General features: G+C 70.8%; 11 protein-coding genes and 2 pseudogenes. 6 read left to right on the plus strand and 7 right to left on the minus strand.

Translation table 11 applies throughout. The features are described from left to right. Window positions 1-30 precede the first annotated feature (30 nt). A complete protein-coding gene (locus ACIBI5_RS37400; RefSeq protein WP_397253827.1) occupies window positions 31-318 on the plus strand; it encodes a hypothetical protein in 288 nt (95 codons plus the stop codon). Between the two features lie 338 nt (window positions 319-656). Here ACIBI5_RS37400 and ACIBI5_RS37405 read toward each other — a convergent pair whose 3' ends face one another. The 4 genes from ACIBI5_RS37405 to ACIBI5_RS37420 form a co-directional block, all read right to left on the minus strand. Next, the gene (locus tag ACIBI5_RS37405) at window positions 657-2,744 is read right to left on the minus strand and encodes a xanthine dehydrogenase family protein molybdopterin-binding subunit (protein WP_397253829.1); all 2,088 of its coding nucleotides are present in this window, start codon (window positions 2,742-2,744) and stop codon (window positions 657-659) included. Further along, complete coding sequence (locus tag ACIBI5_RS37410) at window positions 2,741-3,721, minus strand: FAD binding domain-containing protein (RefSeq protein WP_397253831.1); 981 nt, start codon at window positions 3,719-3,721, stop codon at window positions 2,741-2,743. Before ACIBI5_RS37410 ends, ACIBI5_RS37405 begins: the two co-directional genes overlap by 4 nt. Beyond that, window positions 3,718-4,218: a (2Fe-2S)-binding protein gene (locus ACIBI5_RS37415; RefSeq protein ID WP_397253833.1), complete on the minus strand. Its 501-nt coding sequence runs from the start codon at window positions 4,216-4,218 to the stop codon at window positions 3,718-3,720. The genes ACIBI5_RS37410 and ACIBI5_RS37415 overlap by 4 nt, the downstream gene beginning before the upstream one ends. A 239-nt stretch (window positions 4,219-4,457) precedes the next feature. Next, window positions 4,458-5,978, minus strand: a complete 1,521-nt coding sequence (locus ACIBI5_RS37420) for an FAD-dependent oxidoreductase (protein ID WP_397253835.1) — start codon at window positions 5,976-5,978, stop codon at window positions 4,458-4,460. Between the two features lie 124 nt (window positions 5,979-6,102). Here ACIBI5_RS37420 and ACIBI5_RS37425 point away from each other — a divergent pair, with 124 nt between their 5' ends. The 4 genes from ACIBI5_RS37425 (at window position 6,103) to ACIBI5_RS37440 (ending at window position 10,362) form a co-directional block, all read left to right on the plus strand. Beyond that, window positions 6,103-6,657 (plus strand): hemerythrin domain-containing protein, encoded by a 555-nt coding sequence (locus ACIBI5_RS37425; RefSeq protein ID WP_397253837.1) that lies wholly within the window; start codon window positions 6,103-6,105, stop codon window positions 6,655-6,657. A 29-nt stretch (window positions 6,658-6,686) separates the two neighbouring features. After that, a complete protein-coding gene (locus ACIBI5_RS37430; RefSeq protein WP_397253839.1) occupies window positions 6,687-8,903 on the plus strand; it encodes a catalase in 2,217 nt (738 codons plus the stop codon). Window positions 8,904-8,979: 76 nt separating this feature from the next. After that, window positions 8,980-9,840: an SDR family oxidoreductase gene (locus tag ACIBI5_RS37435; protein ID WP_397253841.1), complete on the plus strand. Its 861-nt coding sequence runs from the start codon at window positions 8,980-8,982 to the stop codon at window positions 9,838-9,840. A gap of 42 nt (window positions 9,841-9,882) precedes the next feature. Continuing rightward, the gene (locus ACIBI5_RS37440; protein WP_397253843.1) at window positions 9,883-10,362 is read left to right on the plus strand and encodes a TspO/MBR family protein; all 480 of its coding nucleotides are present in this window, start codon (window positions 9,883-9,885) and stop codon (window positions 10,360-10,362) included. A gap of 78 nt (window positions 10,363-10,440) precedes the next feature. Here the strand turns inward: ACIBI5_RS37440 and ACIBI5_RS37445 are convergent, their stop codons facing one another. From ACIBI5_RS37445 to ACIBI5_RS37455, 3 genes and pseudogenes are all read right to left on the minus strand, one after another. Then, window positions 10,441-11,655 carry a PP2C family protein-serine/threonine phosphatase gene (locus ACIBI5_RS37445; RefSeq protein ID WP_397253845.1) on the minus strand — a complete coding sequence of 405 codons (1,215 nt, stop codon included), beginning with the start codon at window positions 11,653-11,655 and terminating at the stop codon, window positions 10,441-10,443. A gap of 18 nt (window positions 11,656-11,673) precedes the next feature. Then, entirely contained in the window at window positions 11,674-12,111 is a 438-nt protein-coding gene (locus tag ACIBI5_RS37450) for a DUF6789 family protein (protein ID WP_397253847.1), read from the minus strand. Window positions 12,112-12,121: 10 nt separating this feature from the next. Continuing rightward, window positions 12,122-13,302: pseudogene (locus tag ACIBI5_RS37455) on the minus strand (zinc-dependent alcohol dehydrogenase). Window positions 13,303-13,442: 140 nt separating this feature from the next. Here ACIBI5_RS37455 and ACIBI5_RS37460 point away from each other — a divergent pair. After that, window positions 13,443-13,769: pseudogene (locus ACIBI5_RS37460) on the plus strand (NAD-dependent epimerase/dehydratase family protein); the annotation flags it as partial. Between the last annotated feature and the right edge of the window lie 19 nt (window positions 13,770-13,788).

Genomic DNA, 13,788 nt, shown 5'->3' on the forward strand with positions numbered 1-13,788 from the left:
AGTGGTCGTCGCAACACCCCACCTCAGGGGATGCGAACCGTCTCCCAGGTGCGCAAGGTCATGGGACGCCGCACCGAGCTGGACCTCACCGTCACCGAGTACGCGCCCGGTGGGTACCTCACCCTGCGGACCGCGCCGAACAGCCGCCCCGGCGTCACCCAGCGCTATGGCGTACGGGCATCCGCGAACGGCTGCCAGGTCCCGTTCAGCCTGGAGCTCGACGGCGTGCCGAAGATGGCAGAACGCCTGGTCCGAGCCCAGCTCGGCAAGCAGATCCCCATGGTGTTCGACCGCCTCGGCTCGCTCCTGAAGGCCTGATCGTGGACGGCGAACCGCTTGGGAACGGCCAGAGGACTCTGGGCGCCGCCGACCTGATCGAGCCGCCGCGCTCCGGCACCGGGCACCGCCGCTACGCCCGCTTCCAGCTGCCGTAGCCGGGCAGCCGCCGGAGGTTTCGCCGGGCCCCGGCCGGGGTCCGGCCCTCATGCCCAGGCCTGTTGGGGCCCGATCAGAGTCTTGGGAGCAACAGGCCGCCGCCATGAGACTGGGTTTGATGGAGTCGTACCGGCAGATGCTCAGGACCTGCGCCACTGCGCCTGACCGCGATCATCGATGGCCGCCGACGCCTCCTCAGCCCGGTCCCCTGGGAGGAGCGCTCAGCGCAGCAGCTTGTCGAGGCGGATGGGCAGGTCGCGAATCCGGATGCCGGTGGCGTGGTACACCGCGTTGGCGATGGCCGCCGCGGTGCCGACGATGCCGATCTCGCCGATGCCCTTGGTGCCCATCGGGTTGAGGTGCGGATCGTCCTCCTCGACCCAGACCGCCTCGATGTCGCGCACGTCCGCGCACGCCGCCACGTGGTACTGGGCGAGGTCGCGGTTGAGGTAGTCGCCGAACTCCCTGTCCATGAGGCTCTCCTCGAACAGCGCCGTCGACAGGCCCATCGTCATGCCGCCGATGAACTGCGAGCGCGCGGTCTTCGGGTTGACGATCCTTCCCGCCGCGAACACGCCGAGCATCCGCAGGACTCTGGTCTCTCCCGTGTCGACGTCCACGCCGACCTCGGCGAACTGGGCTCCGAAGGCGTGGCGGGAGAGGCGCTCCTGCGCGCCGATCTCCTCCTTGGTGTCGGCGGTGGCCTCCAGACCGGTTGAGCGCACGTCGCCGCTCCTGGAGACCCGTTCCCGCAGCGCCTCGCAGGCCCGCACGACGGCCGTGCCCCAGGAGGCGGTGCCCATCGACCCGCCCGCAAGGGTGGCGGGGGGCAGCGCGCTGTCGCCGATCTCCACCGTCACCCTGTCGGGTGAGGTGCGCAGGGCGTCGGCGGCGATCTGGGTGAGCACCGTGCGGGCGCCCGTGCCTATGTCCGTGGTGGCGATCCTGACGGTGTAGCGGCCATCGGGCTCCAGGCGGGCGCTCGCCTGGGAGGGGCTGCGATAGGCCGGGTAGGTGGAGGCGGCCACGCCGGTCCCGATCAGGGTCCGCCCCACGAGCCTGGCGCCCGGCGTGGGATCGCGGTCCGTCCAGCCGAACCTCCGCGCCCCTTCACGCAGGCAGGCCACCAGGTTCCTGGAGCTGAACGGCTCGCCGCTCTCCGGATCGGCGTCGGGCTCGTTGCGGACGCGCAGCTCGACGGGGTCGATCCCGCAGGCGATCGCCAGCTCGTCCATGGCCGACTCCAGCGCGAACATACCGGGGGCCTCTCCCGGCGCGCGCATCCAGCTCGGAGTGGGGACGTCGAGCCTGACCACCCTGTGGGTGGTCCTCCGGTTGGCCGCGGCGTACATGATCCGGGTGGGCACGGTGGTCTGCTCGACGAACTCGCGGATGGTGGAACACTGCTCGATCGCCTCGTGCACGATCGCGGTCAGCCGGCCGTCCGCGTCGGCGCCGAGCCGTACGCGCTGGATCGTCGGAGTGCGGTAGCCGGTCACCGCGAACATCTGCTGGCGGGGTACGGCGAGCTTGACCGGGCGGCTGACGTGCTTGGCGGCCAGCGCTGCGAGCACAACCGGGGCAAGGGGCAGCCCCTTGGACCCGAACCCGCCTCCGACATGGGAGGCGATGACCCTGACGTTCGCCGGCGGCATGGCGAACAGCGCCGCCAGCGTGGCGCGCACCGCCGATGCCCCCTGGGTCGAGTCGTACAAGGTCAGCCCGTCGGCGTCCCATCGGGCGACGGTCGCGTGCGGTTCCATCGGGTTGTTGTGCTCGGCGGGCGTGCTGTAGATCGCGTCGACCCGGATCGGCGCCGCCTCCATGGCCGCGTCGGGGTCGCCGTGCTCGCTGTCGGTGGGGTAGCCGGCGTTGACCTTCTCGGGCCGGTACAGCCCCGGATGGTCGGCGCGCAGCTCGGTGTCGTGCGGTTCGCTCGCGTAGTCGACCGACAGCGACCTGGCCGCATCCCCGGCCGCCTGCAGGGTCTCGGCCACCGCGACGGCGATGTACTGACCCCGGTAGGCGACCCGCGCGGACTGCAGCACCGACAGCTCGGCATTGTCGGGGGGCGCCAGCCTGGGCGCGTTGCGATGCCAGATGATCGCGATCACGCCGGGGATGGTGAGCGCCGCCTGCACGTCTATCGCTCGCACCTCCCCGCGGGCGATGGCCGCCTGCACGGGCACCGCGTAGACAAGCTCGTCGGGAGAGTGCTCGTAGGCGTAGCGGGCGCGGCCCGTCACCTTCTCCATGCCCTCGACCCTGTCGAGGGCCGTGCCGACGTACTTCCTGGCCGTGGTGGTCATGACGCCAGCTCGCTGAGGACACGGACGAGGACGTTGCGGACGAGCGGCACCTTGAAGGCGTTGTCCGGCAGCGGGCGGGCGCCGGCCAGCTCGATGTCGGCCGCTCTGGTGAACTCCTCGGCGGTGGCGGGCGCGCCACGCAACGCCGACTCGGCCAGCGTGGCCCGCCAGGGCACGTGGGCGACGCCGCCCAGCGCGATGCGGCAGTCGCGCACGACTCCGTCGGTCAGGTCGAGCGCCACCGCCACCGACACCACGGCGAACGCGAACGAAGCCCGGTCGCGTACCTTGCGGTAGCGCGAGCGGGCGGCGTACGGCAACGCAGGCAACTCGACCGCGGTGATCAGATCACCGGGTTCCAGCACGGTGTCGCGCTCGGGATCGTCGCCCGGCAGCCGGTGAAGCCCTGGCATCGGCAGGGTACGCATCCCTTCGATGCCCTCGACGTGCACGCTGGCGCCGAGCGCGGCCAGAGCGACGGCCATGTCCGAAGGGTGGGTCGCCACGCAGCTGCTGGAGTGCCCGATGATCGCCAGGTTACGGTGGTCGCCCTCGCGGGCGGGGCAGCCCGAGCCGGGCCGGTGCTTGTTGCACGGCTTGGCGATGTCCTGGAAGTAGGAGCAGCGGGTGCGCTGCAGGAGGTTGCCGCCGACGGTGGCCATGTTGCGGATCTGCCCGGAGGCGCCCGCCAGCAGCGCCTGCGCGAGCATCGGGTAGCGACGGCGCACCACGGGATGGGCGGCCAGGTCGCTGTTGCGCGCCGCCGCGCCGATCAGCAGGCCGCCGCCGGAGCTCTCCTCGATGGCGTCCGACGTGGCGCGGGTGATGTCCACCAGCACGGCGGGCGTGGCCACGCCCAGCCGCATCAGATCCACCAGGTTCGTGCCGCCACCGAGGTACATGGCCTCGGACTGCCTGCTCAGCGCGTCGACCGCCGACCGCGCGTCGCCCGGCCGCTGGTAGTCGAAGGGTTTCACCGCGCCACCTCCCCTATCGCGGCGACGATGTTGACGTAGGCGCCGCAGCGGCACAGGTTCCCGCTCATTCGCTCGCGGATCTCCTCCTCGTCGAGGGCAGGCTCGGCGCGCACGTCCCCCGTGACCACGCTCGGCCAGCCCGCGGCGGCCTCGGCCAGCACGCCGACCGCCGAGCACAGCTGTCCCGGCGTGCAGTAGCCGCACTGGAAGGCGTCGTGGGCGATGAAAGCGGCCTGGAGCGGATGCGGCGTCTCCCCTTCGGCCAGCCCTTCGACCGTGGTGATCTCTTTATCGTCCAGGGTCACCGTGAGCGTCAGGCACGACTTGACGCGCCGGCCGTCCACCAGCACGGTGCACGCGCCGCACTGACCGTGGTCGCAGCCCTTCTTCGCGCCGGTCAGATCCAGGCGTTCCCTGAGCGTGTCCAGCAACGTCTCGCGGGTGTCCACGACCACGGGGTGGCCGTCGCCGTTGACCGACAGCCGCATGTCCATCATGACCGGAACGTCACGCCCTGAAGCAATCACGGGCGCTTCCTACCCGCCCCTCCACGCGCGCATCCTGCCTCGCCCACGATTTCCACGCAGCGGACTCATTCATGGCCCGCGGGCGGTGGCCTCCTTACCGGCACGCACGTTGGCGGCGCATCCGGCAACAAGCTGGTCGGCAGGAGACCGCGATCGTGGTACGACGGCCGGTGCGCGATCTGGCCGAGGAGACCGGCTTCGACCATGTCCTAATCCGGTGATGCGTCCGGCTCGACCGGTGGCAATGGGTGCACCGCGGGTCCCTGCAGGACGGCGCCGTCGACGTCGAAGCGTGAGCCGTGACAGGGGCACTCCCAGGAGCGTTCCGCCTCGTTGAAGGCCACGACGCAGCGCAGGTGGGTGCAGATGGCCGACACGGCGTGGAGGGCGCCGTCGGTGTCGCGGTAGACAGCGCGGAGTTCGCCGTCGGTCTTGATTACGGCTCCCTGTCCGCGCGGCAGATCGGTCACGTCGCCGCTGTCAGGTACGGCCAGCCGGTCGGCGACGAAGTGCCGGACGACGGCGGTCTGCGCCTTGACCGCCGGACCGGCTTCGCGCAGAGGGTGCAGCCGCCGGGGATCGTAGATCTCCGACCATGGCGACTCTCCCCCGGTGATCAGGGTGCTGAGCAGCAGGCCCGCCATGACTCCGTTGCTCATGCCCCACCCGCCGAAGCCGGTGGCGACGTAGGCGTGCCTGGCCCCGAGGTGGAGCGGGCCGACGAAGGGCAGTCCGTCGGTGGTGCTGTTGTCCTGAGCCGCCCACCAGTGCGTCACCGTGTCGGTCGCGAACCGCTCCGTCGTCCAGGAGCGGAGCCGGTCCAGCCGTTCGGTCACCCGGCCCGCTCCGGGGGTGAAGGACTCACCGGTGACGATGAGCAGCCGCTGCCCGTCGCCGTACGGGGCGGTGCGGACGGAACGGGTGTTCTGCTCCGTGGTGATGAACATCGCGCCCGGGTCGCTCCTGGCCGGGATCGGCGCGGCGACGACCAGTTCGCGATGCGGCCGCAGGCGGGCGAACAGCACAGCCCGGTCGAAGATCGGATAGTGCGTGGCGACGATCACGTCGGCCGCCGTGACGACCTGCCCGCTCTCGGTGGTGACCTGGCAGGGTTCGCCCTCCTTCAGATCGACCACGCGCGTGCCCTCGAAGACGAGCGCGCCTTCCCCGGCCATGGCCTCGGTGAGGGCGAGGAGGTAGGCGCGAGGATGGAACTGGGCCTGGTTCTCCACCCGTACGGCACCGGCGATCGGGAAGGGCAGCGTGCTGTCGGTCACGAAGGAGGCCGGCAGTCCGGCCCGGGCGGCGGCCTCGGCTTCGGCGCGCAGCAGACCGAGGTCGTCGGCCGACTCGGCGTAGGTGAGCGCGGGCACCCGCTCCAGGTCACAGTCGATGCCCAGGGTGGTCGCGGTGGCGGCGAGATGGTCGATCGCCTGTTGCTGGGACTGCGCGTACAGAGCCGCTGTCCCCGCCCCTGCCGAGGAGGCGAGGTCGGCGTAGATCAGGGTGTGCTGGGCCGACAGCTTGGCCGTGGTGTGGCCGCTCACCCCGGCCGCGATCCGCCCGGCCTCCAGCACCGCCACGCTGCGGCCGGCCTTCACGAGTTCCCAGGCCGCGCTCAGTCCCGCGATGCCCGCCCCCACCACCACGACGTCCGCGCGGAGATCCTGCTCCAGGGCGGGGTAGGAGTGCCCCGGCGCGGTCCGCATCCAGTACGACTGTGCGCTCATGCCCGGCCCCTGCCCTGACGGGCGGTGGATAGACCTTGGGTACGTCTGCCGAGGTCACGACCGGTCGGCCGCGTATGTCGCTCATACCCGGGTAGCACCATCCGCGTCACGATCAGGAGGAATAATGTCACAGAATGTAATCGACCTCATCAAGGCGGACCACCGCGACGTCGAGATGCTCTTCGAGAAGCTGAAGCGGCAGCCGGAGAACCGTCCCGCGCTGGTGGCCGAGCTGGCAGCCAAGTTCGTCGCGCACGCGCGGGCGGAGGAGACGAAGGTCTACACCGCGCTGGCCAAGGCCAAGCCGTCGGAGCGCGGGGAGGTCCACCACGGCGTGCAGGAGCACCACGAGGCCGAGGAACTGCTGGCCAAGCTGATGGACGCCAACCCCGACAAGCCGGAGTTCCTCAGCGCCCTGGAGAACCTGATCAAGGCGGTCAGCCACCACGTCGAGGAGGAGGAGAACGAGATCCTCCCGGCCATGGCCAAGGCCATCCCCGCCGACAAGCTCGTCAAGCTGGGCCGCGTCTTCAGCCAGGCCAAGGCCGACGAACTGGCGACGCCGCCCAAGCCCGTCGGGCGTACCAAACAGGAACTGCTGGACCAGGCCAAGGAAAAGGGCGTCACGGGCTACAGCTCGATGACCAAGGACGAACTGATCGACGCGCTCAGCGACTAGAAGCACGCCATACACAGGGGAACGCTTCCATGCCGAAGAAGAAGACCAAGGCGGCCGATCGCGACGCGCAGGAGATCCCGGGGCGGCCCGGCGCCGAGCCGCCGAGCCTGGCCGAACCCGTGAAGCCGCGCGATCCGCTGCCGCCCAAGCCGAACCAGCGCGGACCCGGCCCGTTCACGCCCACGGGACAGCCGTCCGGCGAGACGGCGCAGACGCGTGCCCAGGGCGGGGAGTTCCTGACGACGGCCACGGGCACGCGGCTGCCCGACACCGACCACTCACTCAAGGCCGGGCCGCGCGGGCCGACCCTGCTGCGCGACCACCACCTTCGCGAGAAGATCACGCACTTCGACCACGAGCGCATCCCCGAGCGTGTCGTGCACGCGCGCGGCGCCGCCGCGCACGGGATCTTCCGCGGGTACGGCACCGCCGCCTCGCTCACCCGGGCCGCCTTCCTGGCCAAGGACGTCGAGACCCCGGTCTTCGTGCGGTTCTCCACCGTGCTGGGTTCCCGCGGCTCTGCCGACACGGTCCGTGACACGCGGGGCTTCGCGACCAAGTTCTACACCTCCGAAGGGGTATTCGACCTGGTCGGCAACAACATCCCCGTGTTCTTCATCCAGGACGGGATCAAGTTCCCCGACGTCATCCACGCGGGCAAGCCGCACCCGGACCGGGAGATCCCGCAGGCCCAGAGCGCCCACGACACGTTCTGGGACTTCGTCTCCCTGCACACCGAGGCCACCCACCACACCATCTGGAACATGTCGGACCGCGGCATCCCGCGCTCGTACCGGATGATGGAGGGCTTCGGCGTCCACACCTTCCGCCTGGTCGCCGAGAACGGCGGCACGGTCCTGGTGAAGTTCCACTGGAAGCCGAAGGCGGGCGTGCACTCCCTGGTGTGGGAGGAGGCGCAGCTCCTGGGCGGCCTCGATCCCGACTTCCACCGGCGGGACCTGGCCGACGCCATCGAGGCGGGCGTTCTGCCCGAGTGGGAGCTGGGGGTGCAGGTCTTCCCTGACACCGAGGAGCAGACGTTCGAGGGCATCGACGTGCTCGACCCGACGAAGATCGTGCCGGAGGAGCTGGCGCCGGTGCAGCCGATCGGGCTGATGACGCTCAACGCCAACCCGGTCAACTACTTCGCCGAGACCGAGCAGGTCGCCTTCCACGTCGGTCACCTGGTGCCGGGCATCGACGTGACGGACGACCCGCTGCTGGCCGGGCGACTGTTCTCCTACCTGGACACGCAGATCACCCGGCTCGGCGGGCCGAACTTCGACCAGTTGCCCATCAACCGGCCGCACGCGCCGGTCAACGACATGCTGCGCGATGGCATGCACCAGAGCGCGGTGCACGCCGGGGCGGCGCCGTACCGGCCGAACTCGCTCGACGGCGGCTGCCCGTTCCACGCGCCCGGCGGCTACGTCGAGGCGCCCATTCCGGTGGAGGCGGGGCCGCGCGGGCGGCTCGCGCCCGCCTCCTTCGACGACCACTTCACCCAGCCGCGCCTGTTCTGGCTGAGCCTGTCGCCGGCGGAGCGGGAGCACGTGATCGCCGCCTACACCTTCGAGCTGAGCAAGGTGTACGAGCAGGTGGTCAAGGAGCGGCAGCTCATGGTGCTGGCCAGGATCGATCCGGTGCTGTGCCGGGAGGTGGCAGCCGGGCTCGGCCTGCCGGTGCCGGACGGCGCGCCGGAAGCGGACCCGCAGCCCAGCCCGGCGCTGTCGCAGGTGGGCCAGAGCTGGCCGACAGCGGGCCGCGTCATCGGCATCGTGGCCGGTCCCGACCTCGACGCGGTCCGGACGGTACGGCAGGCGGTGCTCGACGGCGGCATGATGCCACTGGTGATCGCGCCGGCCGGCGGCGTACTGCCGGGGCCGGGCGAACCGGTGGCCGTGCAGCGTACGTTCGCGGCTGCCAGGTCGGTGGAGTTCGACGCGATCATCGTCGCCGGGGCGCCGGCGCCCGCCGCCGACGCCCGGGGCGCCCGCGACGCCAAGGCGGGCGTGAGCTGCGGCCAACTCGATCCGCGGGTCGTGATGCTACTCGGCGAGGCGTACCGGCACGCCAAGCCGATCGGCGGCTGGGGCGGGGCGCAGGAGGTGTTCGACGCCGCCGCGATCCCGGCCTCGGCGCTGGGTGTGGTGTCCGCCGGCGAGGCGGACGACGTCCTTGAGAAGGTGACCGGGCTGCTGGCCGGGCACCGGGTCTGGGAACGCTTCCCCAGCACGCTCGAATAGCGATCCGCTCGCACGTCATCGCAGGTCACGCGCGGCCATGATGTTTGGCCATGCTCGCTCCGGGGAGCCGAAAGGAATGGCAGTCAACGACAGCACGCCGCCGCCCCAGGAACAGCGCTATCCCGGGGCCAGCGACCGGATGACTCCGGACCCGCGCGACGAGATGCGCGACTACGCCGGCCGGGACCTGCTCGCGGGCAAGCGGGCACTCATCACCGGAGGCGATTCCGGTATCGGCCGTGCGGTCGCCGTCGCCTTCGCCAAGGAGGGCGCCGACGTCGCCATCGCCTACCTGTCGGAGGACGAGGACGCCGCCCACACCCGATCCCTGGTCGAAAGGGCCGGCCGGCAGTGCGTCCTGCTGGCCGGAGATCTCGGCGAGGCCACCCACTGCCGGTACGTCGTCGAACAGACCGTGGCCGAGCTCGGCGGCCTTGACATCCTGGTGAACAACATCGCCTACCAGGCGCCGGTGTCGTCTCTGGACGAGCTGACCGACGAACAATGGCAGCGCACCTTCGAGGTCAACATCCACAGCTACTACCGGGTGACCAAGGCGGCGCTGCCGTACCTGGGAGAAGGGGCTGCGATCGTCAACACCTCCTCGGTCAACGGCCTGCGCGGCAACAAGACACTCCTCGACTATTCGGCCACCAAGGGCGCGGTCAACGCCTTCACCCAGGCGATGGCGCAGAACCTCCTGGACCGCGGCATTCGAGTGAACGCGGTGGCACCCGGCCCGGTATGGACGCCGCTCATCCCCGCCACCTTCCCGCAGGAGCGGGTCGAGGACTTCGGCGAGCAGGCGCCGATGGGCCGTGCGGCGCAACCTGACGAGATCGCGCCCTCGTACGTGTTCTTCGCCGCCGAGCGGCTGTCGTCCTACTACAGCGGCGAGATCCTCGCCCCGATCGGCGGCGAGACCCTTCCCGGCTGACCGATCCGTGTCACTCGTCCCCGTGCGGGCAGGGAGGAACGCATGGTCATCAACCAGCCGGCCCGCACCTGGGCCACCTTGCCGATCTTCGTGGCGGTCGTCGTGCTGGTGGCCGCCGTCGGGTCCGTGGCGGCGATGGACGCGCGCGGCCAGTACCTGGCCCTGCGGCGGCCCGCGTGGGCGCCGCCCCCGTGGCTGTTCGGCCCGGCCTGGACCGTCCTGTACGTCCTGATCGCCGTCTCGGGCTGGCTCGCCTGGACCACCCGCCGCGATCCGGCGGCGTTCGTCGCCTACGGGGCCCAGCTGGTGCTGAACGCCGCCTGGACCCCGCTGTTCTTCGCGGCCGGCCAGTATGGTCTCGCCTTCGCCGACATCGTGGCGCTCGGGTTGCTGATCGTCGCCAACATCGTGCTGTTCTGGCGCATCCGCCGCGTGGCCGCGCTGTTGCTGGTGCCGTACCTGCTCTGGGTGAGCTACGCGGCGACGCTGAACCTCGCCATCTGGCAGCTCAACCCTTCCTGAGGTACGGCTGAAGCCGTCGTGACGGCGCGGCCGGGCCGGCCACGGTGACGGTCAGGCCGCCGGGATGGCGCACGAGCCTCACCGCCCGCTCCCCTGCTCGGGCGTCAGTTGTTCGTGGGCGGCGGTACGCCATTCGGTGAGCAGGACCGTGGCGTCGTCACCGAGCCGGCCGTGATGATAGTCGAGGATGTTCATGATCAGGCGCCGGAGGGTTTCCGGCACGGGCAGGTTGCCGCTGTGGTGACGGATGATGAAGTCCACGAACTGTGCCAGCCCGAACTCACGGCCGTGCGGCGCGCCGGCTTCGGTGATGCCGTCGGTGTAGAGCAGCAGCCGGTCGCCGGGTTCGAGCTGCTCGCGGCACAGGGTGACGGGCACGCCCAGGTTCATGCCCATGGGATGGGCGGGCGGGCAGGTCAAGGTGGTGCTCCACCGGCCGCCGCGGATGAGCACCGGCGGCGGATGGCCCCGGTTGATCCAGCTGAGCGTGCCGGTCCGCAGGTCGAGGTCGGCCATGACGGCGGTGACATAGCGGGTGGTGCGCCCGAACTGTCCGATCAACACCTTTTCGACTTCCGCGCTGTTGGTGGCCAGGTCCATGTCCTGGCGGCGATGGTTGCGGCAGGAGGCCATGGCCAGGCCGGCGGTCAGGGCCGCCGACTGGTCGTGTCCTTCGGCGTCGAAGACGGCCAGATGCAGGGTGTCACCGTGGAAGGCGTAGTCGAAGCAGTCTCCGCCGATCTCGTAGGCGGGTTCCATCACCGCGCTGACGGTCACCCGCGGGGTGGCGCAGGTCAACGACGGAGCCAGCCGCCACTGCATCTCGGCGGCGACGTTCATCGGCCGCGAGCGCACCAGCCGCGAGTAGGTGTCGCTGCTGGTGCGCTGGCTGACCAGCAACAACGCCAGCAGCGAAGCCAGATGACGACCGGCCGGAGGGGGCGCGTTCCCGTCGCCGGGCAGCCGGAGCACGCCGAGCCGTTCGGTGCCGTCCAGAAGGGGGAGCCACCACAACTGCCCTCCGTCCTCGCCTCGCTGCGACAGGGGCCGCACTTCCTGGAAGGCTCGGCCGGCCAGCGTGGTGTCGACAAGCAACTCGCCGGCCCCGCCGTCGTCGGCCAGCGGACGCAGCACGTTCTGCTGCAGGTCGGCCACATAGATCACCGCATGGGCGAGACCGGCCTGAGCCGCGTGACGGGTCACCAGCCCGGGAAGATCGTCCAGGGTCGCCAGGTGGCTGGCATCCAGCAGACCCTCCAGCATCCTCTCGGCCCCGCTCGTCACCGCACTCACCCCCCTCTCCCGCTGTCGTCAGGGCGCGAGATGCCTGAGCGCCCTGGCCAGCGTGAGCCCGTAGACGACATGACCTGCCGCCATCACCGCGGGACGGCCCGAACGATCCTCGGAGATCGGCGGCAGAATGTCCAGGCCAGGCAGCCACCCTTGATAACTGGTCAGCCAGATGGCCAGTCCATAGCCCACACCCGCCGGGGCCGAGGTCCGGTGCCGACCGGCGAACGCGCCGAACGTCGCCCCCGCCACCGCGCCGAACCCCAGGTGCGCCACCGCGCCGAGCACGTTCTCGCCGGACTTGGGGCGGTGCTTGGAACCCGGCAGCATCGCGCGCACGACGTTCTTGGGCGGATGCTCGTTCATCAGCCCCGCCCGGCGCCCGGCCACCATGGCCGCGCTCATCGTCAGCGTCGCCAGGACGCCTGCCGCGGCTCCCGCGGCCACCTGTCGCAACATGGTCTCCGCCTTAAGGGTTGAGGAGGATCTTGATGGCCCCGTCCTGCTTCTTCTGGAAGATCTCGTACGCCCGTGGCGCCCGCTCCAGCGGCAGCCGGTGCGTGGCTAGGTCCATGACGCCGAGCGGGTCGGTGTCGTCGGAGACCAGGGGCATCAGGTCGGGGATCCAGCGTTTGACGTGAGCCTGCCCCATGCGGAGCGTGACGCCCTTGTCGAACATGCGCAGCATCGGCATCGGGTCGGCCATGCCGCCGTAGACGCCGACGACGGAGATGGTGCCGCCGCGCCGTACCGTGTCGATGGCCTGCAGCAGCGCCGCGAGACGGTCGACGCCGGCGTTGGTCATCAGCGGCGCGGCCAGCGCGTCGGGCAGCAGACCGGTGAGCGCGTGGGCGAACTTGGCGACGGGTGAGCCGTGGGCCTCCATGCCGACCGCGTCGATCACGGAGTCGGTGCCACGCCCGCCGGTCAGCTCGCGGACGGCACTGGGGACGTCGCCGGCGCGGCGGGCGTCCAGCACCTCGGCGCCGTGGCGGCGGGCCATCTCCAGCCGTTCGGGTACGCCGTCCACGGCGATCACCCGGTAACCGCGGTGACGGGCGACACGGGCGGACATCTGCCCGATCGGGCCAGGCCGAAAACGGTGACGATGCCGCCGCCTGGGATGTCGGCGTACTCGACGGCCTGCCAGGCGGTGGGCAGCACGTCGGACAGGTAGACGAACCGCTCGTCCGGCGGCCCCTGCGGCACTTTGATCGGGCCGAACTGCGCTTGTGGCACCCGCAGGTATTCGGCCTGGCCGCCGGGGACCTGGCCGTCCAGGCGCGTGTAGCCGAACAGGGCGGCCCCCATGCCGTGCTCACGTACCTGGGTGGTCTCGCATTGGGCGAACAGCTCCTCCCGGCACATGTGGCAGTGGCCGCAGGAGATGTTGAACGGGATGACCACGCGATCGCCCGGCGCGATGTGGCTGACTTCGGCGCCGATCTCCTCGACCACGCCCATCGCCTCGTGGCCCAGGACGTCGCCTTCGCTCATGAACGGCCCCAGCACCTCGTACAGGTGGAGATCGGAGCCGCAGATGCCGGTCGAGGTGACCTTGACGACCGCGTCGGTCGGCTCCTTCACGGCCGGGTCGGGCGCCTGCGCGACGCGGACGTCTCGCCTGCCGCGCCAGGTGACGGCTTTCACGGTTGTCCCCTTCGCATAAAAGCGCTGCTCAGCCATGGTGCGCTACCCGGGTGAGGGCGGCTAAACGTGACCGGCGCGGGTAGAGCAGGCGACGAGGCCCTGACCCGAGCACCCGGCGGTTCCGCCGGAAAAGGGGAAAGATGCGAGTCGTCGTCATAGGAGCCACAGGCAACGTCGGCACGAGCGTGATCTCGGCGCTCGGGGCCGACCCCGGCGTCACCTCCATCCTCGGCCTGGCCCGGCGCCTGCCCGACTGGCAGCCGGACAAGACCACCTGGAGGGCCATCGACGTACGCGGCGATGATCTACGCCCGCATCTCGAAGGTGCCGACGCCGTCGTCCACCTCGCATGGCTGTTCCAGCCGACCCGCGACCGCGTCACCACGTGGAAGGCGAACACCCTTGGCAGCCTGCGGGTCTTCGAGGCGGTCGCCGCCTGCGGGGTGTCCGCGCTCGTGTACGCGTCCTCCGTCGGCGCGTACTCGC

Source organism: Nonomuraea sp. NPDC050540, assembly GCF_044457485.1.
In the GTDB taxonomy this organism is placed as follows: domain Bacteria; phylum Actinomycetota; class Actinomycetes; order Streptosporangiales; family Streptosporangiaceae; genus Nonomuraea.

Bases quoted from the DNA above. Each gene is read 5' to 3' on its own strand.
- ACIBI5_RS37440 (WP_397253843.1), top strand. From the start codon at position 9,883: ATGGTCATCAACCAGCCGGCCCGCACCTGGGCCACCTTGCCGATCTTC.
- ACIBI5_RS37400 (WP_397253827.1), top strand. From the start codon at position 31: ATGCGAACCGTCTCCCAGGTGCGCAAGGTCATGGGACGCCGCACCGAG.
- ACIBI5_RS37405 (WP_397253829.1), bottom strand. From the start codon at position 2,744: ATGACCACCACGGCCAGGAAGTACGTCGGCACGGCCCTCGACAGGGTC.
- ACIBI5_RS37415 (WP_397253833.1), bottom strand. From the start codon at position 4,218: ATGATGGACATGCGGCTGTCGGTCAACGGCGACGGCCACCCCGTGGTC.
- ACIBI5_RS37420 (WP_397253835.1), bottom strand. From the start codon at position 5,978: ATGAGCGCACAGTCGTACTGGATGCGGACCGCGCCGGGGCACTCCTAC.
- ACIBI5_RS37435 (WP_397253841.1), top strand. From the start codon at position 8,980: ATGGCAGTCAACGACAGCACGCCGCCGCCCCAGGAACAGCGCTATCCC.
- ACIBI5_RS37450 (WP_397253847.1), bottom strand. From the start codon at position 12,111: ATGTTGCGACAGGTGGCCGCGGGAGCCGCGGCAGGCGTCCTGGCGACG.
- ACIBI5_RS37430 (WP_397253839.1), top strand. From the start codon at position 6,687: ATGCCGAAGAAGAAGACCAAGGCGGCCGATCGCGACGCGCAGGAGATC.
- ACIBI5_RS37425 (WP_397253837.1), top strand. From the start codon at position 6,103: ATGTCACAGAATGTAATCGACCTCATCAAGGCGGACCACCGCGACGTC.